This window comes from Herbaspirillum seropedicae, assembly GCF_001040945.1.
Classification (GTDB): domain Bacteria; phylum Pseudomonadota; class Gammaproteobacteria; order Burkholderiales; family Burkholderiaceae_D; genus Herbaspirillum; species Herbaspirillum seropedicae.
Map to the genome: position 1 here is coordinate 4,782,373 of NZ_CP011930.1, position 23,187 is coordinate 4,805,559.

Genomic DNA, 23,187 nt, shown 5'->3' on the forward strand with positions numbered 1-23,187 from the left:
GGCAGATGCGCAGCACCATGGACATTTGCCAGTGGCGCACAGCGCACAATTCTGAGATATGACTGGAAGCATCTTCCTTGTCGGCCTGATGGGAGCCGGCAAGACCACCATAGGCCGGGCCCTGGCCAAGAAGCTGAACAAGCGTTTCATCGACTCGGACCACGAGATCGAAGCACGCACCGGGGCGACCATTCCGGTGATCTTCGAGATCGAGGGCGAGGAGAACTTCCGCCGCCGCGAGGCCGAGGTGATCCGCGAACTGACCGCCCTGCCCGATATCGTGCTGGCCACCGGCGGTGGCGCGATCCTGCGTGCCGAGAATCGCGACAATCTCAAGAAGGGCGGCACGGTGGTCTACCTGCGCGCCAGCATCAATCAGATCCTGCAGCGCACCGGTCGCGACAAGAACCGCCCGCTGCTGCAGACCGCCGATCCGCGCCGCAAGCTCGAAGAGCTCTCCCGCCAGCGCGACCCGCTGTACCGCGATGTGGCGGATTTCGTCATCGAGACCAACCGGCCCAACGTGCAATTCCTGGTGCAGACCATCATCAGCCATCTCGAGCTGTCGCCTCCGGAAAGCAGCTGGCAGAGCGCGCCGGCCGCCGACGAAACCATCGTCATCGAACGCAGCAGCGCACTGGTGACCAGCGCTGCCGATGGCGCGGTGGTGGTATCGACCAGCCACACCTCCCAGACTTTCCATGGCGCGGCCAGCGCCGAACCGACTCTTGCCCGCATGAACCAGAACACCGCTTCCGCCCCCGCGCCCATCACCCTCAACGTCGACCTGGGCGAGCGCAGCTATCCCATCCACATCGGCCGCGGCCTGCTGGACGACGCCGGCCTGCTGCCGCAATACGTCAAGGGCAAGCGCGTGGCCATCGTCACCAATGACAAGGTCGGGCCGCTCTACCTGGACAAGGTCGCCCAGCCGCTGCGCGCCGCCGGCAAACTGGTGACCGAGATCGTGCTGCCCGATGGCGAGGAAGAAAAGAACTGGGCCAGCCTGATGAAGATCTTCGATCGCCTGCTGGCCGACAAGTGTGATCGCAAGACCACGCTCATCGCCCTGGGCGGCGGCGTCATCGGCGACCTGACCGGCTTTGCGGCGGCCTCCTACATGCGCGGCGTGCCCTTCGTGCAAGTCCCCACGACCCTGCTGTCGCAGGTGGATTCGTCGGTGGGCGGCAAGACCGGCATCAATCATCCGCTGGGCAAGAACATGATCGGCGCGTTCTACCAGCCGCAGGCCGTCATCGCCGACACCGCCACCCTGCACACCCTGCCGCCGCGCGAGCTGTCGGCCGGCATCGCCGAAGTGATCAAGCACGGCGCCATCATCGATGCCCCCTTCTTCGACTGGATCGAAACCAATATCGCCCAGTTGGTCTCCAAGGATGACGCCGCCCTGGCCTACGCCATCCAGCGCTCCTGCGAGATCAAGGCCGAGGTGGTGCGCCAGGACGAGCGCGAAGGCGGCCTGCGCGCCATCCTCAACTTCGGCCACACCTTCGGCCACGCCATCGAGAACGGCCTGGGCTATGGCCAATGGCTGCACGGCGAAGCCGTCGGCTGCGGCATGGTGATGGCGGCCGACCTGTCGCATCGCCTTGGCTACATCGACGCCGGCGCGCGTGATCGCGTGCGTGCGTTGACGGCTGCGGCCGGCCTGCCCACGGTGGCGCCGGACCTGGGCGTGGCGCGCTGGCTGGAACTGATGGAAGTGGACAAGAAGAACGAAGGCGGCCAGATCAAGTTCATCCTGATCCGGCCGCTGGGCAGCCCCCTGATCACCAACGTGCCGCAGGACTTGCTATTGCAAACCCTGGCGGCCTGCACTGGAGAATGACATGCACACTGAAGCGCCCGACCATCTCGCTCCCTATGCCGCCCACTCGGCAAGTTCGCGGGGCCGGCGCTTCAGTGAAACCCCACCCGGATCGCGCAGCGAGTTCCAGCGCGACCGCGACCGCATCGTCCATTCCACGGCCTTCCGCCGGCTCGAATACAAGACCCAGGTCTTCGTCAATCACGAAGGCGACCTGTTCCGCACCCGCCTCACCCATAGCATCGAAGTCGCGCAGATCGCCCGCTCCTGCGCGCGCAACCTGCAACTGAACGAAGACCTGGTCGAAGCCATCTCGCTGGCCCATGACCTCGGCCACACGCCCTTCGGCCACGCCGGCCAGGATGAGCTGAACCACTGCATGAAGCATCACGGCGGCTTCGAACACAATCTGCAGAGCCTGCGCGTGGTCGATGAGCTGGAACAGCACTACGGTGCGTTCGATGGCCTGAACCTGAGCTTCGAGACACGCGAAGGCATCCTCAAGCACTGCTCGCTGCACAATGCCCGCCAGCTCGGCGAGATCGGCCTGCGCTTCCTGGAGAAAAAGCAGCCCTCGCTGGAAGCCCAGCTGGCCAACCTGGCCGACGAAATCGCCTACAACAACCACGACATCGACGACGGCCTGCGCTCGGGACTGCTGACCATGGAACTGATGAGCGAGGTGGATTTCTTTGCGCGCCATCTGCGCGAGGTGGAGCAAGCCTATCCCGGCATCACCGGTCGTCGCGTCATCCATGAGACGGTCCGACGCATGATCAATGCACTCATCGTCGACCTGATCCAGACTTCGCGCAGCCGCATTGCCGAAATCGCCCCGCGCGATATCGAGGATGTACGCAATGCACCGCAGCTCATCGCCTTCTCCGATCCGATGGCGGCAGAGGCGGCCGTCCTGAAGAAATTCCTGCGCGAGAAGCTCTACCGTCACTATCAGGTCAACCGCATGACGGCCAAGGCGCGCCGCATCATCGCCGAGATGTTCGAGGCCTTCGTCGGCCAGCCCAACCTGCTGCCGCCGGACTACCAGGTCCACGGCATTGTCGACGACGCCTTGCGTAGCGACAAGCAGGCGCGCAAGGTGGCCGACTACATCGCCGGCATGACCGACCGCTACGCCATCCGCGAGCACCGCCGCTTGTTCGTGATGGAATGAGCCGCCGCGTGCGCCAGCTCTCCCGGCGGCACTGAACGCAGCGTTCCGATACGCTGCGTTTTCCGCAAGCCGCTTTCGTTGCAGGCATGCAATGTAATGCGCTCATCCTTCGCCGCACCGACATTTCGTTACATTTTTTCTGAAAATTATTTTCTCGTCGCCAGCGACGAGACGGTGCGCACCGCATCGCCGCAAAGCCTTTCTGGCAAAGGCTTTTCGGCCGATTGCACAGATGCAATGGCAGGACGGCAAGACCCGCCACGGCGAAACTGGCAGATGTAAATTTCTGTCAATATCAAGTCGGCTTCGCAGCCGCCGTAATGCAGGAATGGCGTGAACGTCATGCGACGCTGCCGCGCCAGCGGACCCTTCTTCCCCCTTTTGCTGCCCGGGTCCTCTTTCTTTCCAGGAGATCGTCATGGCTATCGGCAACAACAACGGCGTGGACACCAAGTCCCTGCTGCCCAGCACCAAGCTCCCCAGCGTCAACGCTGGCTCCACCAGCGAGTCCGACAGGCAGTCGGCCAATGCTGCCAGCCCGGCCGTGAGCGACAAGATCGCCGAGGCCAAGAAGGCCAACCTGCTCACCGAAGCCGGCGCCAAGGCGCAGTTCAACCTGTCCATCGTGCAGGCCTCGCTGGAGGTCTCGCTGCAGACGCAGAATGATCCGCTCTCGCTGGTCTACAAGACCGCCATCGAGAACATCAACGATGTGCTGCGCCCGCAACTGGGCGACAACGCCATCCAGAATACGGCCTCGCAGGACAATACCCCCGAGGCGACGGCGGGCCGCATCGTCTCCTTCATCACCAACATGTTCGACCTGTTCAAGAAAAACAATCCGGACAAGGATGACAGCAGCAACATCGACGACTACATGAAGCTCATCTTCAAGGGCGTCGATCAAGGCTTCAAGGAAGCGCGCGGCATCCTGGAGAGCCTCAGCGTGCTGCAAGGCGATATCGCCGACAACATCGACAAGACCTATGACCTGGTGCAGAAGTCCCTGAACGACTTCATCAACAAGGTCAAGGGCGCCAAGCCGGACACGGAAGAAGGTCAGGGCCAGAACGATGGCCAGGGTGGGACCGTGGTGGCCAGCGAGACGACGGTCAGCATCTCGATCTCGGTGAGCCAGACGCGCATCAGCACCAGCGCTTGATGCGCGCCGGCGCATGGCTGGACGTCAATGCTGCCAACGGCCGCCCACGGGCGGCCGATTTTTATTTGTCCTTGAGAACGCCATCGAGACATTCGACGGATTCGCTGGACCCACTGTTCTCCCTATGGACGTTGGACGCCCTGAACATCAGGTAGTGAATGACAAGAGAGAGGATCTCGGCACCGAAGAACAACAGCCAAGTTCCCGGCCCACTGGAAAACTGGAATTCCGGCTCGAAGACAAGAAAGAGCTGGACCGCACTGACCACGCCTTGGACCACGCTCAGCAGCTTCATCACCTTGGCGCCGATGCCGCTGGGATACAGATAATGAACCCACGGTATAAGGGCAGTTACGACGAGCACCAGAAGTTCAACACCTATCGACGCGCCGTACGAACTGGCAATCAGGCGCACTATGGAATTGAAGGTGCCGATGGTAATGAGGGCGAGCAAGGCCTTCAGCAGGCGGCGATGAGTAAGTTGATACACGGGTGTTGATTCCAAATCAGGCTCCTGTAATGAATTGATACTTGCCATCAATATGGCCGTAGCCGCCATCTCGTTCGAGAGAAAGGAAATATTGATATGCCGGTGCAGAGAGGGGCACATAGTGTGCTCAAGGCTTACTGTTCTCTTCGACCATGCTTTGCTCGGTCACGCGTTTGACATGAAAAGAAACAAGAAGGAGTCCATGAAAGACCAACAGGGCCATGATGATGGCGATAAATTGAATCGATAGTAGGCTATTAGACGAGCTCGAAGAAAACAGCAAGGTGACCAGCACGAACGAACCGATGAGCAATAACAAAGACAACACAACGAGCACCTGAAGAACAATGGCGCCGGGGCGAGTGGGGAATCGGTAATGCAGGAAAACGGCGATGTCAGTCAGAAGGGAAATGGCCAGCGATGTCAACTTTTCTTCCCACCAGTAGACGCTCTGACCGAAGAGCGCAACCAAGAGCTGCAGTGATATTGATACCACAAGGCAGGCCAGGAGCAGCGACGGATATTTCAGTTGGTAATTCGTCCGAAAACGCATTGCATTTTCCTTTCCATGATCTGGATCGCTGCCACGAAGATGCAATCGAGGGAGGCCTCTTCTTGTCATCCGGGGTGGACCCGAAAGGCAGCTATCGTAATGAAACAAGCTGCAAGCGCATGGAAATGACGCGCTTTAACTAGAACAACTAAAAATAGTTTGAGAACAGGAATGCACGAGAATTGAGCTTGTGAACGGGAGCAAAAAAAAATGGCCGCTCCGCAAGGAGCAGCCATCTTCATGTCACCTCAATTCGCTGCAGCATCCGCAGGGCGGATACCGCGATAAAACCGGTCACCCGATCAAATCATCCACGCAACTTCGCAAACGCCGCCGCCATCGCATTGTTGGCCGGGGCCTGCTCGCGGCCGCGCTGGTTCTGGTGCTGCGACAGGCGACGCGAATCAGTGCGGTCGCCGCGCTGTTCGTTGCGCGCGCCCGGCGCCGGGGCGGTGTCGTTCAGGCGCATGGTCAGGGCGATACGCTTGCGCTTCTCGTCCACTTCCAGCACCTTGACCTTGACCACCTGGCCGGCCTTGACCACGGTGTGCGGATCCTTCACGTAGGTGTTGGACAGCGCCGAGATGTGCACCAGGCCATCCTGGTGCACGCCAATATCGACGAAGGCGCCAAAGGCCGCCACGTTGGTGACCACGCCTTCGAGGATCATGTCGGGGCGCAGGTCCTTGATCTCTTCCACGCCTTCCTTGAAGGTGGCGGTGGTGAATTCAGGACGCGGGTCGCGGCCGGGCTTGTCCAGTTCCTTGAGGATGTCGGTGACGGTGGGTACGCCGAACTTCTCATCGGCGTACTTGGCCGGCGACAGGCCCTTCAACAGCGAGGTCTGGCCCAGCACGCTCTTGACGTCCTTCTTGATGTCGGCCAGGATCTTTTCCACCAGCGGATAGGATTCGGGGTGGACCGCCGAGGCATCCAGGGGGTTCTCGCCATTCATCACGCGCAGGAAGCCGGCGGCCTGCTCGAAGGTCTTCTCACCCAGGCGCGGCACTTCGCGCAGCGCCGCGCGCGAACTGAACATGCCCTTCATGTCGCGGTACGAGACGATACTCTGCGCCACGCTCGCATTCAGACCCGACACGCGCGCCAGCAGCGGCGCGGAAGCGGTGTTGACATCCACGCCCACGGCGTTGACGCAGTCTTCGACGACGGCGTCGAGCGAACGCGCCAGCTGCGACTGGCTCACATCGTGCTGGTACTGGCCCACGCCGATGGACTTGGGATCGATCTTGACCAGCTCGGCCAGCGGATCCTGCAGGCGCCGCGCAATCGAGACCGCGCCACGCAGCGACACGTCCAGGTCCGGCAATTCCTTGGAAGCGAATTCGGAAGCGGAATACACCGACGCACCGGCTTCGGAGACCACGATCTTGGTGAGCTTCAATTCCGGACGCAGCTTGATCAGGTCTTGCGCCAGCTTGTCGGTTTCACGCGAGGCGGTGCCGTTGCCGATCGAGATCAGCGAGACATTATGCTTCTCGGCCAGTTGCGAGAGCGTGTGCAGCGAACCGTTCCAGTCATTGCGCGGCTGGTGCGGATAGATGGTGTCGGTGGCCACGACCTTGCCGGTGGCGTCGACGATGGCGACCTTGACGCCGGTACGCAGGCCCGGGTCCAGGCCCATGGTGGCGCGCGGGCCGGCCGGCGCGGCCAGCAGCAGGTCCTTCAGGTTGCGGGCGAAGACGTTGATGGCCTCAGCTTCAGCCTTCTCGCGCAGGTTGGTCATCAGCTCCGTTTCCAGGTGCATGAAGACCTTCACGCGCCAGGCCCAGCGCACGGTGTCGGAGAGCCACTTGTCGGCGGCACGGCCCTTGTTCGAGACGCCAAAGCGCGAGGCGATGCGACCTTCGCAGGGGTTGTGCGGGGCGTCCCACTTGGGCTTTTCTTCTTCGCTGTCCAGACGCAGGATGACGTTGAGCATCTCTTCGCGGCGACCACGGAACAGCGCCAGTGCGCGGTGCGAGGGGATGGTGGAATAGGTCTCGGAGTAATCGAAGTAGTCGGCGAACTTCTCACCGGCATCCTGCTTGCCCTCGATTACCTTGGATTCGACCACGCCATGCTCGGTCAGGTATTCGCGCAGGCTCTGCAGCAGTTCGGCGTCTTCCGAGAAGCGCTCCATGAGGATCTGGCGGGCGCCGTCCAGCGCAGCCTTAGTATCGGGCACACCGGGGTTGTCGCCGTTGTCGGTGGTGAAGGCGGGCTTGATGAACTTGGCCGCTTCTTCTTCCGGGTTCAGGGTCGGATCGTTCAAGAGCGCATCGGCCAGTTCGGTCAGGCCGGCTTCGGCGGCGATCTGGGCCTTGGTGCGGCGCTTGGGCTTGTAGGGCAGGTAGAGGTCTTCCAGGCGGGTCTTGTCTTCCGCGTGAGTGATGGCGTCCAGCAGCACGGGCGTCATCTTGCCCTGCTCTTCGATGGAGGCGATGATCGCGGCGCGGCGGCTTTCCAGCTCGCGCAGGTAACGCAGGCGTTCTTCCAGCAGGCGCAGTTGGACATCGTCGAGGCCGCCGGTGACTTCCTTGCGGTAGCGGGCGATGAAGGGAACGGTGGCACCTTCGTCCAGCAAGGCGATGGCGGCAGCGACCTGAACCGGCTTGGCGGCGAGTTCAAGGGCGAGTCGTTGTTCGATAGAAGGCAGCATGGTGAAACCCAGTCAACAGTTAAGCAATTACGCAGTGATGCGGTGAGGAAAAACAAGCGATGGATGATACGCAATTCAGCCACCCGCGCCAATCTTGACATTGCCAGATTACACGGGAAGGCCGTCGGAGCAGGCGCCATCGGGCCCGGCGGGGATTGGACGGCAGCCGCCAAAGCCGCGATAATCGCCGCTTCAGCCTCGCGCGTCCCCTCATTGTTGCATTATGTCCATCCGTCTCATCGTCGGCCTCGGCAATCCCGGCCCCGAATACGAACAAACCCGCCACAACGCCGGCTTCTGGCTGGTCGACAACCTCGCCGGCCCGGTGCGCCTGGCGCGCGAGCAGCGCTTCAATGCGCTGGCCGGCAAGACCAGCATTGCCGGCAGCGAAGTCTGGCTGCTCGAACCCCAGACCTACATGAACCGCTCCGGTCAGTCGGTGGGCGCGCTGGCGCGCTTCTACAAGATCAATCCGGACGAAGTGCTGGTGGTGCACGACGAGCTGGACCTGCCGCCGGGTGCGGCCAAGATCAAGAAAGGCGGCTCCTCGGGCGGCCACAATGGCTTGAAGGACATCACCGCCGCCCTCGGCACCCAGGATTACTGGCGCCTGCGCCTGGGCATCGGCCATCCGCGCACGCTGGGCTTGCAGCAGCCGGTGGCCGACTTCGTGCTGCACCGGCCGCGCAAGGAAGAACAGAACCTGATCAACGAAGCACTGGACCAGAGTCTCAACGTCATTCCCCTGCTGGTGCAAGGCAAGTTCGAACAGGCCATGATGGAACTGCATACCGGAAAGTGAGTACCTACCCACGGCGGTCACGCAGATAGACGAAGGGCGCCCGCCATGCGAGCGCCCTTTTTTCTTGATTCGCTTACTTCAGCGAAGACAGCTTCTGTTCCAGCGACTTGGCGTCGACCGCCCCGGGGATACGCGAGCCATCGGTGAAGAAGATGGTCGGCGTGCCAGTGACCTTGAGCTTCTGGCCCAGCGCCAGCACGTCTTCATGCGGCGCATTGCAGGAGGTGGCGGCAGCCGGCGCTTCCTTGCCGTTGACCATCCACTCGCTCCACGCGCGGCTTGGATTGGGCGCGCACCAGATGTTGCGCGACTTCACGATGGAGTCCGGCGAGAGGATGTTGTACTGGAAGGTGTAATAGGTGATGTTGTCCACTTCCTGCAGCGTCTTGTGGAGGCGCTTGCAATAGATGCAGTTGGGATCCTCGAAGATGGCGATCACCCGCTTGCCATTGCCCTTGACGGTCTTGATGGCCTTGTCCAGCGGCAGCCCCGAGAACGGGATCTGGTTCAGCGACTCGATCTTTTCCTTGGTGTAGTCGCGGTAGGTCTGCGAATCGACCACGCGGCCGATGAAGAGATACTGGGCCTTGGCATCGGTATAGATGACGTCGCCATCGATCTGGATTTCATAGAGGCCGGCATAGGGCGTCTTGGTGACGGCGTCGACCTTGGCATCCTTGCCCAGGCGCGGCTCGATCAGCTTCTTGATGGTGGCCTCGGTGCTCTCAGCGGCCTCGGCTTGCGCATGGGCGCTCACGCCCACGACGGTGGAGGCCAGCAGCAATGCTGCCATGCTCAGATGGCGCAAGGAGCTCGCACCTGCGGTCAAAAAATTTTTCATACTCGTCCTGATTCAAATCAAACGCGCATCCAATCTTTCAGGCATCGGCCGCAAAGCCGCTCCAGCACTGGACTTGCAGATGTCTTTCAACAATGTAGGGGGAGGTGTTTTCCGGCCAAGCCGGGCATCGATGCCATCCCGATGCCCTCTTGCTTGGCCAGGAGCCCTACCTTACCTGAAATCGCCGCGGCTTACTGCCCCAACGCATGGGCAATCAGCCGGCGTTTCAGGACGGGCAGGCGGTTGAGCAGGCTCATCCCGAGATTACGCACCAGGCGCACCGGTTCGGCCTCGGTCGAGAAGATCCGGTGCAGGCCATCGGTGGCGATCTGCATGAGCAGCACTTCTTCCTTGCGGGCGCGGGCGTAGCGGCGCAGCAAGCGCTCATCGCCGCAGTCGTACTGGGGCTCGCGCTTGAGCAGGATATCGATGAGCGCGGCCACATCCCCAAAGCCCAGGTTCATGCCATGGCCGGCCATGGGGTGGACGACATGGGCAGCATCGCCGATGAGGGCCACCCGCGGCGCAATCATTGCATGCGGCTTGATCAGCCGCAGCGGGAAGGCCTTGGCCACCTCCGGCTGCAGCGGCGTGAGCGCGCCCAGCACCGGTGCGGCCCACTGGGCCAGGCGCTCGGCCAGGGCCGAGAGCGGGAGCTTGAGCAGTTGATCCGCCAGCGCCTGCGGCGCCGACCAGACCAGAGAGACGCGATTGCCCGGCAGCGGCAAGAGCGCGATCACCCCTTCGGTCGGGCTGAACCACTGATAGGCCACGCCCCGATGGGGCAATTCGCAGGAGAAATTGGTGACGATGGCGTTCTGGCCGTAGGCGCGGTAATCCAGGCCGATATCGCATTGGCCACGCACCCAGGAATTGGCGCCATCAGCCCCAATCACCAGGGAGGCCGACAGCGACTGGCCGGATTCCAGCGTCAGGGTCGCGGTTTCACCAAGCACTGCCAGCGCGGTGGCGCGGCCCTGGACCACGCGGATGTTGGGCGCGAAGCGCAGCGCCGCGTCCAGGGCCTGGTCGAGGTTGCGATCCTCGACGATCCAGGCCAGGGCATCGGTACGCGCCGCGTAGGCATCGAAACTGAGCAGGCCTGGGCGGGCCTTGTCGGGTACACCGTCGCCGTGGACGGTCATGTTGTCGACCGCAGCAATACGTTCGCCCTCCATGGCATCCCAGACGCGCACCGACGACAGCAGCCGCTGGGCGGTATGGTTCAGGGCGTAGACGCGCACATCCCAGCTGGCCGTATCGGGCGGCGCAGCCTTGGGCGGCGGCGCCAGCAGCGTCACCTTGAAGCCAGCCTGCGCCAGCCCCAGCGCCGCCGTCTTGCCGACCGCGCCGTCGCCGACGATGCAGATATCAGTGCCGGCCCCGGCCGACGAAGAGGAATTGGGGTGTGCGTGGGTAGTCATGCTGGCGATTATAAACGGGGTGGCGAAAACTATTTTTCAAAAAGGACTTGCATAATTTTTTAAAGCGTCTATACTTGTCCGTCTTGGCCTGGTAGCTCAGTTGGTAGAGCAGAGGATTGAAAATCCTTGTGTCGGTGGTTCGATTCCGCCCCGGGCCACCAAGATCCGAAAGCCCGACCTGAAGAGGTCGGGCTTTTTGCTTTGGGCGCAGATATTTTAAGTTGGCGTAATGCTTCAAAGGCCAATGCGAAGGATTAGGAGTTGCAAGCGTATCAACCGCCGGAAATGCACATTAAATTCTCATTGGGCGAGTTTTAAAACCCGCATTAAATGTGGCACAATCTAGCCCGTCTCAAAAGACACTACGCTTGATCAGCTTCCATTGGAACGCTGCCCTACTTGTGAGGCCCACCCATCGCGCTTGCTGACCGCACCACAGCACTGCGGTAGCCTGCCCGGAGCACTAGCACTCTGCTCTCGCTGTCGAATCAAAAGCCTGGTCGCACCGCAACTAGCTCTCCGGTTAGCAAAGGCTGGCCGGGATGGCAGCCTCACGAGTCCCTACGCATCAATCTCGACCTTTCAAGCCTGGCCGCACCGCTCCAAGAGACGTCTGGGGCTTGATTTTCTCGAACTGAAAAAGACGACAGTTCTCATGACTTCTGCAAATATCAAGTTGGCCGTCATCGGCCTTGGTTACGTTGGCCTCCCGCTTGCGGTCGAATTCGGCCGAAAGCGCCCGGTGATCGGCTTCGACATTAATCAGCGCCGCATTGATGAACTAAAGAGCGGAAATGACTTTACTCTGGAAACAACTCCGGAAGAACTCTCCGCCGCGACAAAACTTTCCTTTACTACCAGTCTTGAGGACTTGCGGACATGCAGCTGCTACATCGTCACGGTCCCAACCCCTATTGACGAATATAAGCGTCCCGATCTACCCCCCCTGATAAAGGCCAGTGAAACAGTTGGCAAGGTATTGAAAAAGGGGGACATCGTGATCTACGAGTCCACCGTTTACCCTGGATGTACCGAAGAGGACTGCGTACCGGTACTGGAACTGCACTCCGGCCTGAAGTTCAATGAGGACTTCTTCTGCGGATACAGCCCTGAACGCATCAACCCTGGCGACAAGGAGCATCGGGTCACCACGATCAAGAAGGTAACATCGGGATCCACGCCGGCAGTAGCCGATATAGTCGACGCTCTGTATAACGAAATCATTGTCGCTGGCACACACAAGGCTGAAAGCATCAGGGTCGCGGAGGCCGCCAAGGTCATCGAAAATACCCAACGCGATCTCAACATCGCACTCATTAACGAACTTGCCCTGATCTTCAACAAGATGGGGATCGATACGGAGGCCGTCCTGAAGGCTGCCGGCAGCAAGTGGAATTTCTTGCCGTTCCGCCCCGGCCTGGTGGGCGGCCATTGCATCGGTGTCGATCCTTATTACCTCACGCACAAAGCCCAGGCAATTGGCTATCACCCCGAAATCATCCTCGCAGGACGGCGACTCAACGACAGCATGGGGACCTATGTCGTAGCGCAACTGGTCAAGGCGATGACCAAGAAGCGCATACAGGTCGAGGGCGCCAAGGTGCTGGTGATGGGCTTTACCTTCAAGGAAAACTGTCCGGATCTGCGCAACACCAGAGTCGTCGACATTGTTGCCGAGCTCAAGGACTATAACTGTGAGGTCGACGTCTACGATCCTTGGGTCACAACGGAAGAAGCCGAGCATGAGTACGGCATCACTCCGATCGCTGCCCCTCACCCCAGAAGCTACGATGCCATCATCCTTGCAGTGGCTCACCAGCAATTCAAGGAAATGGGTGCGCAAGCGATCCGCGCCCTCGGCAAGACCAGCACTGTCCTATACGACCTGAAATATGTGCTCAGCACGACTGAATCAGATTTGAGGCTGTAATGACAAGCGCTTACGAGACGTTGCAGCAAGAACTTCCCCTGACCCCGCGAACCTGGCTGGTCACGGGTGTGGCTGGATTCATTGGCAGCAACCTGCTGGAGACGCTGCTCAAGCTGAACCAGCGCGTCGTTGGCCTGGACAACTTCAGTACCGGTTTCCAACACAACCTTGATGAAGTCAAAGCGCTGGTGACTCCTGAGCAGTGGGCAAATTTCCGCTTTGTGGAGGGCGACATCCGCAAGCTGGACGATTGCCGCGCAGCCATGCACCACGAGGCTCTGGGCAGCAATATCGTTGAATACGTACTGCATCAGGCCGCCCTAGGTTCCGTTCCGCGCAGTATTGAAGACCCGATCACCACCAATCAGAACAATATCGACGGTTTCCTGAATATGCTGGTTGCTGCGAGAGATGCACGCGTCAAGCGCTTCGTGTACGCCGCCAGCAGCTCGACCTACGGTGACCATCCTGGTCTGCCCAAGGTAGAAGACCGGATCGGCAAGCCACTCTCCCCCTATGCGGTTACGAAGTTCGTCAACGAGCTCTACGCCGACGTGTTCGCGCGGACCTATGGCTTGCAAACCATAGGTTTGCGCTACTTCAATATCTTTGGACGCCGGCAAAACCCTGATGGCGCCTACGCGGCGGTGATTCCCAAGTGGATCGCCGCCGCCATCAAGGGCGAGCAGATTTACATTAACGGCGACGGCGAAACAAGTCGGGATTTCTGCTACGTCGACAATGCAGTCCAGGCCAATCTGCTGGCTGCATGCACGCTCCAGGATGAGGCGGCCAATCAAGTCTACAACGTGGCTGTGGGTGATCGCACGACGCTCAAGGAGCTCTACCAGTTCCTGCGAGACAATCTCAGTGCCACCTTCCCTCATCTCAGGGACGCTCAGCCCATCTTCCGGGAGTTCAGAGCAGGAGACGTCCGACATTCCCTAGCCGACATCGGCAAGGGCCGGCGCCTGTTGGGCTATGAACCTAGCCACAGGATCGGACGTGGCCTGAAGGAATCCATGAACTGGTACGTACAGCAACTGCGCAATCAAAGCGTAGAAAACCGATAGGCGGAGAAAAAGTTAATGAATAATTATCCCAAGATTACAGACCGGAAAATCAGGATCGGTATCGTCGGCTGCGGTCGCATATCGAAGAACCATTTTGGTTCGATCGAGAAACACGCTGATGAGATGGAGTTGATTGCTATCTGCGATATCGATCCGGTCACCTTGGCCGAACATGCGGAAAAGTACAATGTTCCGGCTTATAGCACCATGGAAGAAATGCTCGAAAAAGAGCAACTTGATCTGGTAGCGCTGTGCACCCCGAGCGGAAGCCATCCGGAACAGACCGTGCTGGCGGCCAAGCATCGTATCCACGTCATGACTGAAAAGCCCATGGCCACACGCTGGAAAGATGGCGTGAGAATGGTAAAGGCATGTGATGAGGCCGGCGTTCACCTGTTTGTGGTCAAACAGAACCGTCGCAATACGACGCTTCAGTTGCTCAAGCGCGCCGTCACCGAGAAGCGCTTCGGCAAGATTCATATGGTCCACCTGAACGTCTTCTGGACACGCCCGCAGTCATATTACGACCAGGGCAACGGCTGGCGCGGAACCTGGGAGTTCGATGGCGGAGCGTTCATGAACCAGGCGAGCCACTATGTAGACTTGCTGGACTGGCTTATCGGCCCAGTAGAGAAAGTCCAGGCCATGATGAGCACCACCCGGGACATCGAGGTCGAGGACACCGGGGTACTCAACGTCAAATGGCGCAACGGGGCACTGGGTTCCATGAGCGTCACCATGCTGACCTACCCAAAAAACCTGGAGGGCAGCATCACCATCCTGGGCGAGAAAGGTACCGTACGGGTAGGCGGCGTGGCAGTCAATGACATACAGCTGTGGCAATTCGAAGAACCCAGAGACTATGATCATCAGATCCAGGAGGCGAACTACGAGACCACCTCGGTCTACGGGTTCGGTCATCCTCTTTATTACAAGAACGTCATCGACGTCATGCGCGGATTGGCTGCCCCCGAAACCGACGGCCGTGAAGGGCTGAAGTCACTGGAGTTGCTCATCGCTGCTTACTTGTCGGCACGCGATGGAACAACGGTATCCCTTCCACTGGAATATTGATCTATGACCTATCACGCTCATGAAACTGCGCTCGTTGATGAGGGCGCGCAGATCGGTGAAGCAACACGAATATGGCACTGGGCGCACATCTGTTCCGGGGCTCGCATCGGAGAGCGCTGTTCGTTCGGCCAGAACGTCTTTGTCGGCAATGACGTGCTGATCGGCAACAATGTCAAAGTACAGAACAACGTTTCCATCTATGATGCAGTCACCCTGGAAGATGACGTTTTCTGCGGGCCCAGCATGGTCTTTACCAACGTCAATAATCCGCGCTCGGCAGTCAGCCGCAAGCACGAGTATCGTCGCACACTGGTAAGGCGCGGGGCATCCATCGGTGCCAATGCCACCATCGTCTGCGGGCACGAGATAGGCGAATATGCGTTCATCGGCGCCGGCGCGGTGGTAACGCGTGACGTGCCAGCCTATGCGCTGATGGTCGGAACGCCAGCACGACGCATCGGCTGGATGTGCCGTTGCGGCGAACGCCTATCCACCGCGGAGAGCGTGACCATCTGCACCGAATGCAATTCCCGATATCAAATCAGCGATTCCTTCTGCGAGCCACTATGAGCCAAAAGATCGACTTCATCGACCTTAAATCCCAATATCGCGCCCTGAAGGATGCGATCAATTCGCGCATTCAGAAAGTGCTGGATCACGGTCAGTACATCATGGGGCCAGAAGTTCGAGAGCTGGAAGCTGCGCTGGAAGCATATACCGGGGCTAAACATTGCATTACCGTTGCAAGCGGTACAGAGGCGCTCCTGATTAGCCTGATGGCGCTCGACATCAAGCCCGGCGATGAAATCATCACCACTCCTTTCACCTTCGTTGCCACCGCTGAAGTCATGGTGCTCTTGGGCGCCAAGCCGGTGTTCGTGGATGTGGAGCCGGATACGGGCAATATCGACGTCCGCCTGATCGAAGCCAGGATCACCTCCAAGACAAAAGCAATCATGCCCGTAAGCCTGTACGGCCAGGCTGCGGATATGGACGAAATCAACGCCATTGCGGCGCGCCACGGCAATCTCCCCGTCATCGAGGATGCCGCGCAGAGCTTCGGAGCGACCTACAAGGGACGCAAGAGCGGGAATCTGTCCAGCATAGGATGCACCAGTTTCTTCCCAAGCAAGCCGTTGGGATGCTATGGAGACGGCGGAGCGATTTTTACCAATGACGATGCAATCGCCCTCGCTTGCCGTCAAATCCGCGTCCACGGGCAGAGTCAGCGCTACGTCCATACGCGCGTTGGCGTAGGTGGTCGCATGGATACCCTGCAATGTGCCATTGTACTAGCCAAACTCGAACGTTTTGACTGGGAGATTGAACAACGCCTTGCCCTGGGCAGCCGCTACAATTCGCTCCTCGATGCGGCAGGAATCGCGCGCATCCAACAGCGCCCGGACCGCGACAGCGTATTTGCTCAATACACTGTGCTGCTCGACAATCGTGAAGCAGTGCAGGCAGCGTTGCAGAATGCAGGAATTCCAACCGCGGTGCATTACCCGGTCCCGCTGAACCGACAACCAGCGTACAGGCATCTCGGCGATCCCGACCAGACTCCAGTAGCGGATCAACTTGCCGCCCGGGTAATGTCGCTGCCGATGTCACCGGATCTTGAGCACACCGCGCAAGATTCCATCGTTGCTGCGCTGCGCAGCATATAAATTCGGCCGGATGCAGTTCAGCCTTCTCTGGCGCGCTGTGAGTAGCGCCAACTTCGTGATCACACTTTATTGAAGGGATACGTCAAATGGATTTGACTGGTAAGAAAATCGTTGTTATCGGCGGAGCAGGCCTCATCGGCTCCCACACGGTGGATCACCTGGTAAAAGAAGATGTCAAGGAAATCCTGATTTATGACAACTTCCTGCGCGGCAGCCGCGAAAATCTGCAAAACGCGCTGAAAGACCCGCGCGTCAAGATCTACGATGTGGGTGGTGACATCATGCAGACTGACATCCTGCAATCCGCCCTGGAAGGCGCGGACGGCGTCTTCCATCTTGCAGCGCTTTGGCTGTTGCAATGCCACGAATACCCACGCAGCGCTTTCGATGTCAACGTACGCGGCACCTTCAATGTCATGGAAGCATGCGTGGCAAAGGGCGTCAAGCGACTGGTCTATTCCTCGTCTGCCTCGGTCTATGGCGACGCAGTACGCGAACCCATGGACGAAGACCACCCGTACAACAACAAGAATTTCTATGGCGCAACCAAGATCGCCGGCGAGACCATGTTGCGTTCGTTCCATCATCGCTATGGCCTGAACTACGTTGGCCTGCGCTACATGAATGTCTACGGCCCACGCCAGGATTACCACGGCGCCTACATCGCTGTGATCATGAAAATGCTGGACGCTATCGACAAAGGGGAAAGCCCGACCATCATGGGTGACGGATCGGAAGCGTTCGACTTCGTCGCAGTGGAAGACTGTGGCCTTGCCAACGTATGCGCCATGAAGGCAGAAACTGCTGACCAGTATTACAACGTCGGCACCGGCAAGCGCACCTCGCTCAAGGAACTGGCCGAGTTGCTCCTGGAAATCACTGGTTGCGACAAGCCCATCACTTTCGCCCCGCGTAGCCAGGCCACCCTTGTGCGTAACCGCATCGGCTGCCCCAAGAAGGCCTCGTCCGAAATTGGCTTCACGGCTACCATCGACCTGCGCGAAGGCCTCAAACGCCTTATTGAATGGCGCGCGAATCACAAGGCAGAAGTCGCCGTACGTCGCCAAGCAGTGGGGTTGCCCGCATGAGTACTCCTACCAAGATGAATGTCCCTATCGCACGTACCAGTCTGACCGAGGCCGAGATCCAGAGTGTATTGGCGCCGCTGTCCAACGGTTGGCTGGTCCAGGGGCCCAAGGTCCGCGAATTCGAAGAAAAATGGTCGGCCTTCACCGGCGCACGCCACTCCATCGCCGTCACGTCCTGTACAACTGCCCTGCACCTGTCGCTGGCTGCGCTGGGTTTCGGTCCGGGAGACGAGGCCATCGTTCCCGCCTTCACCTGGATCGCGACAGCCAATGTGATCGAACACCTGGGTGGCAAGGTCGTTTTCTGCGACATTGACCTCAATACGTTCAATCTGGATGTCGCAGCCTTGCGCTCGAAGATCACCTCCCGCACCAAGGCGATCCTGCCCGTCCATCTGTTCGGCCTGGCTGCAGAGATGGATCAGATCAACGATGTGGCCAAGCAACATGGCCTGTGGGTCGTGGAAGACGCAGCATGCGGCTTCGGCAGCCGCTACCACGGCAAGCACGTCGGCGTACTGGGCGATACCGGATGCTTCAGCTTCCATCCCCGCAAAGCCATCACCACCGGGGAAGGCGGCATGATCACGACCGACAATGACGCCCTGGCCGAGAAGCTGCGTCGCCTGCGTGACCACGGCGCCGCCATGACCGATCTCCAGCGGCATCTGGGCGCTCGCCCCTATCTGCTGGCAGACCACCCTGACGCTGGCTACAACCAGCGCATGACTGATATCCAGGCGGCACTGGGCGCAGCCCAGATGGAACGGGCCGACGACATCATCGCAGAGCGCCGTCGCCTGGCCGAGCGCTATGATGCAGCGTTCGCAGACCTCTCCTGGCTCCGTACGCCAGCGCATGTGGATGGCTTGGAACACGGCTACCAGAGCTATCCCTGCCTGTTCCAGCCCGAACCCGTCAACACCGATTCCATCGAACGCATCAATGCCGCGCGCAATGCCTGGATGGATTCGCTTCAGCAAGCAGGTATTTCGACCCGACCTGCAACGCACGCGGTTCACATGTTGACCTTCTATCGCGAGAAGTACGCACTCAAGCCCGCTGACTTCCCAAACGCCTGGGCCGCCAATGATTGCAGCATCTCGCTTCCGCTGTTCCATGGCATGACGCAGGCGGAACAGGACTTCGTGATCGAGCAGGTACGGGGCCGTCAAATCTGATGTGCGGCATCACTGGCCTGATCAATTTCGACGGCAGCCCCGTCGCGCCCGAGGTGCTGAAGCGCATGACCAACGCGATCATGCATCGCGGCCCCGATGGCGAAGGACATTGGATTGAGGGCAATGTCGGGCTGGGGCATCGAAGGCTGTCCATCATCGACCTGTCCTCGGCCGGGCATCAACCGATGATCAGCACCGATCATCGGTTTCTGCTGACCTACAACGGGGAAATCTACAACTATCGCGAGCTGCGCACCGAACTGGAAGCCTTGGGCTACTGGTTCCGTTCGCAGACCGACACAGAAGTGGTCCTGCATGCATTAGAGTGCTGGGGACGTGACGCTCTGCTTCGTTTTAACGGCATGTTCGCCCTGGCGCTCTGGGACCGCAAAGAGCGCGAGCTCCTGTTGGCGCGAGATCGTTATGGTATCAAGCCGCTCTACTATGCGCGTCAGGCAGGCTGCCTGGCTTTCGGATCAGAACAGAAAGCCATCACAGCGGTACCAGCATTCCAGCGCAAACTGGATCTGCCGGCGCTGCTCGAGTATTTCACGTTCCAGAACATCTTCACTGATCGTACGCTGCTGGAAGATGTACGCATTCTCCCCGCCGGCCATTATGCAGTTCTCAAGCAAGGCCAGAACGATCTGAAACTATTCAGGTATTGGGACTACCGCTTCCGCGAACCAGAGGTTGCAGCTGATAAGCAAGCCTATCTGGAGGAACTGGACCGCCTTTTCAAGCAGGCAGTCAACCGACAACTGGTCAGTGACGTCGAATTGGGCGCATATCTTAGCGGTGGGATGGACAGCGGATCGATCACCGCAATCGCAGCAAAGTCCTTCCCGAATCTGAAGACCTTCACGTGCGGCTTCGATCTGAGTTCCGCCTCGGGCATCGAGCTGGCCTTTGATGAGCGTACCAAGGCCGAAGCCATGTCTGCACGGTTCAAGACTGAGCACTATGAGATGGTGCTCAAGGCCGGCGATATGGAGCGCTGTCTCCCACGACTTGCATGGCACCTGGAGGAACCGCGGGTAGGACAGAGCTATCCCAATTACTACGCGGCAAAACTGGCTGGCAAGTTCGTCAAAGTGGTCTTGTCTGGTAGCGGCGGGGACGAGCTCTTTGGCGGCTATCCGTGGCGCTATTACCGCGCTGCCATGAGCCAGGACTTCGAACATTATATTGATCAGTATTATCTTTACTGGCAGCGACTGGTAGATAACCGGCACCTGAAGCAGATGTTTGCTCCGGTGAAGCAGCAGGTCGACGGAGTATGGACGCGCGACATCTTCCGTGACGTGTTCGCCACTCACGACAATGCGCTGGATCGCCCCGAAGACTATATCAACCATTCACTCTACTTCGAAGCGAAGACATTCCTGCACGGACTGTTCGTGGTGGAAGACAAGCTTTCCATGGCGCACGGGCTGGAGAGCCGTGTTCCATTCATGGATAACGATCTGGTTGATTTTGCGATGCAATGCCCTGTGAACCTCAAGCTCAATAATCTCGCAGAGGTATTGCGCATCAACGAAAACGATGTCGGCGACAAGCAAACGGCCTTCTTCCAGAAGACCAACGACGGCAAGCAGCTGCTGCGGGACATGATGGCCCGCTATATACCCGACGACGTCACCAAGGCGGAGAAACAAGGTTTCTCCTCGCCAGACGCCAGCTGGTTCAAGGGCGACAGCATTGAATTCGTGAAACGCACACTGCTCAACGAAAACTCCGATATCTATGGGGTGCTTGACTATGGCGCCGTCAGACCCTTGGTCGAGCAGCATCTGAAGGGCGAGCAAAATCGTAGACTACTGATCTGGTCTCTACTGAACGTGGATGAGTGGATGAAAGCCTCTTTATGAGCACCTCAAACACCCCCGCAGACTCATCAACGCCATCTGCTCCCGATATGGGCCAGCCGTCAGATCTCATTTCTGATTTACGGGCTTTGTTCACCCGCGAAATGGAGGTAGTACGGAACCAGTGGAATCGGGCCCTGCCTTTCGCCGACTATATCGTAGACCGCTGGGAAAAAGCCCGCCTTCTTGGATTCGGTGAGGGGAGCAGCGTCTATGACAGCGCGCTGATCCTGGGAAATGTAAAGGTAGGAGCCCATACCTGGATCGGCCCATTTACCGTACTTGACGGATCAGGTGGCCTGGAAATCGGAGCATACTGCTCTGTCAGCGCGGGGGTACAGATATACACCCACGATACTGTACAGTGGGCTGTCAGCGGTGGGAAACGGGGACCTGAGCGCGCAACTGTTCGCATCGGAAACCGCTGCTATATCGGCCCCAACGTAATCATCAGCAAGGGAGTATCTATTGGTGACGGTTGCGTGATAGGCGCCAATAGCTTCGTCAATCGGGATATTCCCTCAGGTATGAAGGCATGGGGCAGCCCGGCCCGCTTGCGTGGGCCGGTCCCTCATCCAGAAGAAAGTTGAACGTGCTGCAAAATCCTGATATCAGCCAAGTCGATCTTAAAATCTGCTCTCGCTGCATCTACGATGAGCGGGTACCTGCCATCCACTTCGATGATCAAGGCGTATGCAACTATTGCCGCCAGGTAGAGAGCCTGATCAATCAGTACGGTACGGGCCGTCCGAAAGGTGAAGCCGAGTTTGCCCGCATTCTCGATGATATTCGCCGCGATGGGCGAGGCAAGCAATATGATTGCATCGTCGGCGTGAGCGGTGGTACAGACTCATCCTACCTTGTCCACCTCGCCAAGCAATGGGGCTTGCGACCGCTTGCGGTGCACTATGACAATACATGGAACTCCGCCATTGCCACCATGAATATCCACAAGGTCCTCGACGGCCTGGGTGTGGATTTATATACCCACGTGGTGGCCAACAAGGAGGCAGATGACATCTTCCGGTCGTTCTTTCTCTCCGGCGTCGCAGAAATTGAGGCATCAACCGACCTGGGTTATGCCTATCTGCTGCGCAAGGTGGCGGCCAAGTATTCGATCAAGTACATTCTGGAGGGCCACTCGTTCGTTGAAGAGGGCATCACTCCTCTGGGACGAAACTATTTTGACGGACGCTATATCCAGGCTATTCACCAGCAGTTCGGATCCATGCCGATGAAGACATATCCGCTGATGACGTTTTCGCGCTTCCTGAAGTCGGCATTGTTCAATCAGGTGAAATTCATCCGGCCGCTTTGGTATCTAAATTACTCCAAGGAAGACGCAAAGAAATTTCTCTCCGAAACATTCGGATGGCGCTACTACGGTGGACATCATCTGGAGAACCGTATGACCGCCTTCTATCACAGCGTCTACCTGCCGCAAAAATTCGGTGGCGACATGCGCAACAATACGCTTTCGGCGCGTGCGCGAAACGGCAACATGTCGCGAGAGCAAGCATGGGCCGAATATAACTCGCCGCCGTTGGTCGAAGATGAACTGGTCAGCTATTTCAAAAAGCGTCTCGGCCTGAGCGATAAGGTGTATGAACAGATCATGCAAGCGCCAGCCAAGAACTGGACACAATATCCCACCTATAAGAAACGGTTCGAGCGCCTGCGACCGCTCTTCTACATGCTTGCCAAGGCGAATCTCGTCCCGATGAGCTTCTATCTCAAGTACTGTTTCCCGGCCAAAGCTCCCACATGATTACCATCGTCAACTACGGAATGGGAAATCTTGGCTCCTTGCTGAACATGTTCAAGCGTATCGGGGTCAAGGCGCGTATCGAATCCGATCCCGAGGCCGTCCGGGATGCGGAGAAGCTGGTGCTCCCGGGTGTCGGCGCCTTTGATGCGGCCATGCATCGAATCAATGAGACTCCAGGGCTGCGTGCAGCACTGGACCACAAAGCGCTGATAGAGCGTGTTCCTGTGATAGGCGTTTGCCTGGGGATGCAGTTGCTCACGCGCTCCAGCGAGGAAGGCAAGTTGCCCGGCCTTGGCTGGATTGACGGGGAGGCTATACGCTTCCCACGAATTGATGGTCTCAAAGTGCCCCATATGGGCTGGAATGTAGCGCATCCCGCCACGCCAAGTGCGCTCACCAACGATATAGGCATCGAGCCACGCTACTACTTCGTGCACTCTTATTTCGTGAAGGTCGACAATCCTGTGCATTCGCTGATGCGTACGCAGTATGGAGTCGAGTTCGATTCGGCGATTGGCCGTGACAATATTTATGGCGCGCAATTTCACCCGGAAAAGAGCCATCGCTTTGGCATGAAAATCCTACAGAATTTCGCGGAGCTCTGA

21 protein-coding genes and 1 tRNA gene are annotated in these 23,187 nt (G+C 58.8%); 16 read left to right on the forward strand and 6 right to left on the reverse strand.

What is annotated here, in order from left to right; genetic code table 11:
- The first annotated feature begins 58 nt into the window (after nucleotides 1-58).
- Nucleotides 59-1,849, forward strand: a complete 1,791-nt coding sequence (gene aroKB, locus ACP92_RS20870) for a bifunctional shikimate kinase/3-dehydroquinate synthase AroKB (RefSeq protein WP_013236111.1) — start codon at nucleotides 59-61, stop codon at nucleotides 1,847-1,849.
- Between the two features lies 1 nt (nucleotide 1,850).
- Nucleotides 1,851-3,002 (forward strand): deoxyguanosinetriphosphate triphosphohydrolase, encoded by a 1,152-nt coding sequence (locus ACP92_RS20875; protein ID WP_013236112.1) that lies wholly within the window; start codon nucleotides 1,851-1,853, stop codon nucleotides 3,000-3,002.
- Between the two features lie 146 nt (nucleotides 3,003-3,148).
- On the opposite strand, the gene ACP92_RS24755 is transcribed toward ACP92_RS20875, so the two are convergent.
- Nucleotides 3,149-3,346, reverse strand: a complete 198-nt coding sequence (locus ACP92_RS24755; RefSeq protein WP_156181816.1) for a hypothetical protein — start codon at nucleotides 3,344-3,346, stop codon at nucleotides 3,149-3,151.
- 74 nt (nucleotides 3,347-3,420) lie between these two features.
- Between ACP92_RS24755 and ACP92_RS20880 the strand changes: the two genes are divergently transcribed.
- Complete coding sequence (locus ACP92_RS20880; RefSeq protein ID WP_013236113.1) at nucleotides 3,421-4,164, forward strand: DUF5610 domain-containing protein; 744 nt, start codon at nucleotides 3,421-3,423, stop codon at nucleotides 4,162-4,164.
- A 61-nt stretch (nucleotides 4,165-4,225) separates the two neighbouring features.
- Here ACP92_RS20880 and ACP92_RS20885 read toward each other — a convergent pair whose 3' ends face one another.
- The 3 genes from ACP92_RS20885 to ACP92_RS20895 all read right to left on the reverse strand — a co-directional run bounded on the left by ACP92_RS20885 (nucleotide 4,226) and on the right by ACP92_RS20895 (nucleotide 7,866).
- The gene (locus ACP92_RS20885) at nucleotides 4,226-4,774 is read right to left on the reverse strand and encodes a hypothetical protein (protein WP_041311273.1); all 549 of its coding nucleotides are present in this window, start codon (nucleotides 4,772-4,774) and stop codon (nucleotides 4,226-4,228) included.
- Nucleotides 4,775-4,781: 7 nt separating this feature from the next.
- Nucleotides 4,782-5,207 (reverse strand): hypothetical protein, encoded by a 426-nt coding sequence (locus ACP92_RS20890; protein WP_041311277.1) that lies wholly within the window; start codon nucleotides 5,205-5,207, stop codon nucleotides 4,782-4,784.
- Nucleotides 5,208-5,514: 307 nt separating this feature from the next.
- A complete protein-coding gene (locus tag ACP92_RS20895; protein WP_013236114.1) occupies nucleotides 5,515-7,866 on the reverse strand; it encodes a Tex family protein in 2,352 nt (783 codons plus the stop codon).
- 223 nt (nucleotides 7,867-8,089) lie between these two features.
- Between ACP92_RS20895 and pth the strand changes: the two genes are divergently transcribed.
- On the forward strand, nucleotides 8,090-8,668 hold the full coding sequence (pth, locus tag ACP92_RS20900; protein WP_013236115.1) for an aminoacyl-tRNA hydrolase: 579 nt from the start codon (nucleotides 8,090-8,092) through the stop codon (nucleotides 8,666-8,668).
- Between the two features lie 73 nt (nucleotides 8,669-8,741).
- Here the strand turns inward: pth and ACP92_RS20905 are convergent, their stop codons facing one another.
- Nucleotides 8,742-9,509 carry a DsbC family protein gene (locus tag ACP92_RS20905; protein WP_013236116.1) on the reverse strand — a complete coding sequence of 256 codons (768 nt, stop codon included), beginning with the start codon at nucleotides 9,507-9,509 and terminating at the stop codon, nucleotides 8,742-8,744.
- Between the two features lie 191 nt (nucleotides 9,510-9,700).
- Nucleotides 9,701-10,933 (reverse strand): FAD-dependent monooxygenase, encoded by a 1,233-nt coding sequence (locus tag ACP92_RS20910; RefSeq protein ID WP_013236117.1) that lies wholly within the window; start codon nucleotides 10,931-10,933, stop codon nucleotides 9,701-9,703.
- An 85-nt stretch (nucleotides 10,934-11,018) separates the two neighbouring features.
- Here ACP92_RS20910 and ACP92_RS20915 point away from each other — a divergent pair.
- The 12 genes from ACP92_RS20915 to hisH all read left to right on the forward strand — a co-directional run bounded on the left by ACP92_RS20915 (nucleotide 11,019) and on the right by hisH (nucleotide 23,187).
- Nucleotides 11,019-11,094 (forward strand) — tRNA-Phe (locus tag ACP92_RS20915).
- A gap of 494 nt (nucleotides 11,095-11,588) precedes the next feature.
- Nucleotides 11,589-12,863, forward strand: a complete 1,275-nt coding sequence (gene tviB / locus ACP92_RS20920; RefSeq protein ID WP_013236119.1) for a Vi polysaccharide biosynthesis UDP-N-acetylglucosamine C-6 dehydrogenase TviB — start codon at nucleotides 11,589-11,591, stop codon at nucleotides 12,861-12,863.
- Nucleotides 12,863-13,936, forward strand: a complete 1,074-nt coding sequence (locus ACP92_RS20925) for an NAD-dependent epimerase/dehydratase family protein (protein WP_013236120.1) — start codon at nucleotides 12,863-12,865, stop codon at nucleotides 13,934-13,936. The genes tviB and ACP92_RS20925 overlap by 1 nt, the downstream gene beginning before the upstream one ends.
- 15 nt (nucleotides 13,937-13,951) lie before the next feature.
- Entirely contained in the window at nucleotides 13,952-15,010 is a 1,059-nt protein-coding gene (locus tag ACP92_RS20930) for a Gfo/Idh/MocA family protein (protein WP_013236121.1), read from the forward strand.
- 3 nt (nucleotides 15,011-15,013) lie between these two features.
- Nucleotides 15,014-15,580 carry an acyltransferase gene (locus tag ACP92_RS20935; protein ID WP_013236122.1) on the forward strand — a complete coding sequence of 189 codons (567 nt, stop codon included), beginning with the start codon at nucleotides 15,014-15,016 and terminating at the stop codon, nucleotides 15,578-15,580.
- An 8-nt stretch (nucleotides 15,581-15,588) separates the two neighbouring features.
- Entirely contained in the window at nucleotides 15,589-16,677 is a 1,089-nt protein-coding gene (locus ACP92_RS20940; RefSeq protein ID WP_041312302.1) for a DegT/DnrJ/EryC1/StrS family aminotransferase, read from the forward strand.
- 86 nt (nucleotides 16,678-16,763) lie between these two features.
- Nucleotides 16,764-17,765: an NAD-dependent epimerase/dehydratase family protein gene (locus ACP92_RS20945; protein WP_013236124.1), complete on the forward strand. Its 1,002-nt coding sequence runs from the start codon at nucleotides 16,764-16,766 to the stop codon at nucleotides 17,763-17,765.
- Complete coding sequence (locus tag ACP92_RS20950; RefSeq protein ID WP_198136710.1) at nucleotides 17,762-18,946, forward strand: DegT/DnrJ/EryC1/StrS family aminotransferase; 1,185 nt, start codon at nucleotides 17,762-17,764, stop codon at nucleotides 18,944-18,946. Before ACP92_RS20945 ends, ACP92_RS20950 begins: the two co-directional genes overlap by 4 nt.
- A complete protein-coding gene (asnB, locus tag ACP92_RS20955) occupies nucleotides 18,946-20,817 on the forward strand; it encodes an asparagine synthase (glutamine-hydrolyzing) (RefSeq protein WP_013236126.1) in 1,872 nt (623 codons plus the stop codon). Before ACP92_RS20950 ends, asnB begins: the two co-directional genes overlap by 1 nt.
- A complete protein-coding gene (locus ACP92_RS24430) occupies nucleotides 20,814-21,404 on the forward strand; it encodes an acyltransferase (protein ID WP_198136711.1) in 591 nt (196 codons plus the stop codon). The genes asnB and ACP92_RS24430 overlap by 4 nt, the downstream gene beginning before the upstream one ends.
- A 2-nt stretch (nucleotides 21,405-21,406) precedes the next feature.
- Nucleotides 21,407-22,582 (forward strand): N-acetyl sugar amidotransferase, encoded by a 1,176-nt coding sequence (locus ACP92_RS20960; protein ID WP_048348748.1) that lies wholly within the window; start codon nucleotides 21,407-21,409, stop codon nucleotides 22,580-22,582.
- Entirely contained in the window at nucleotides 22,579-23,187 is a 609-nt protein-coding gene (hisH, locus tag ACP92_RS20965) for an imidazole glycerol phosphate synthase subunit HisH (RefSeq protein ID WP_013236129.1), read from the forward strand. Before ACP92_RS20960 ends, hisH begins: the two co-directional genes overlap by 4 nt.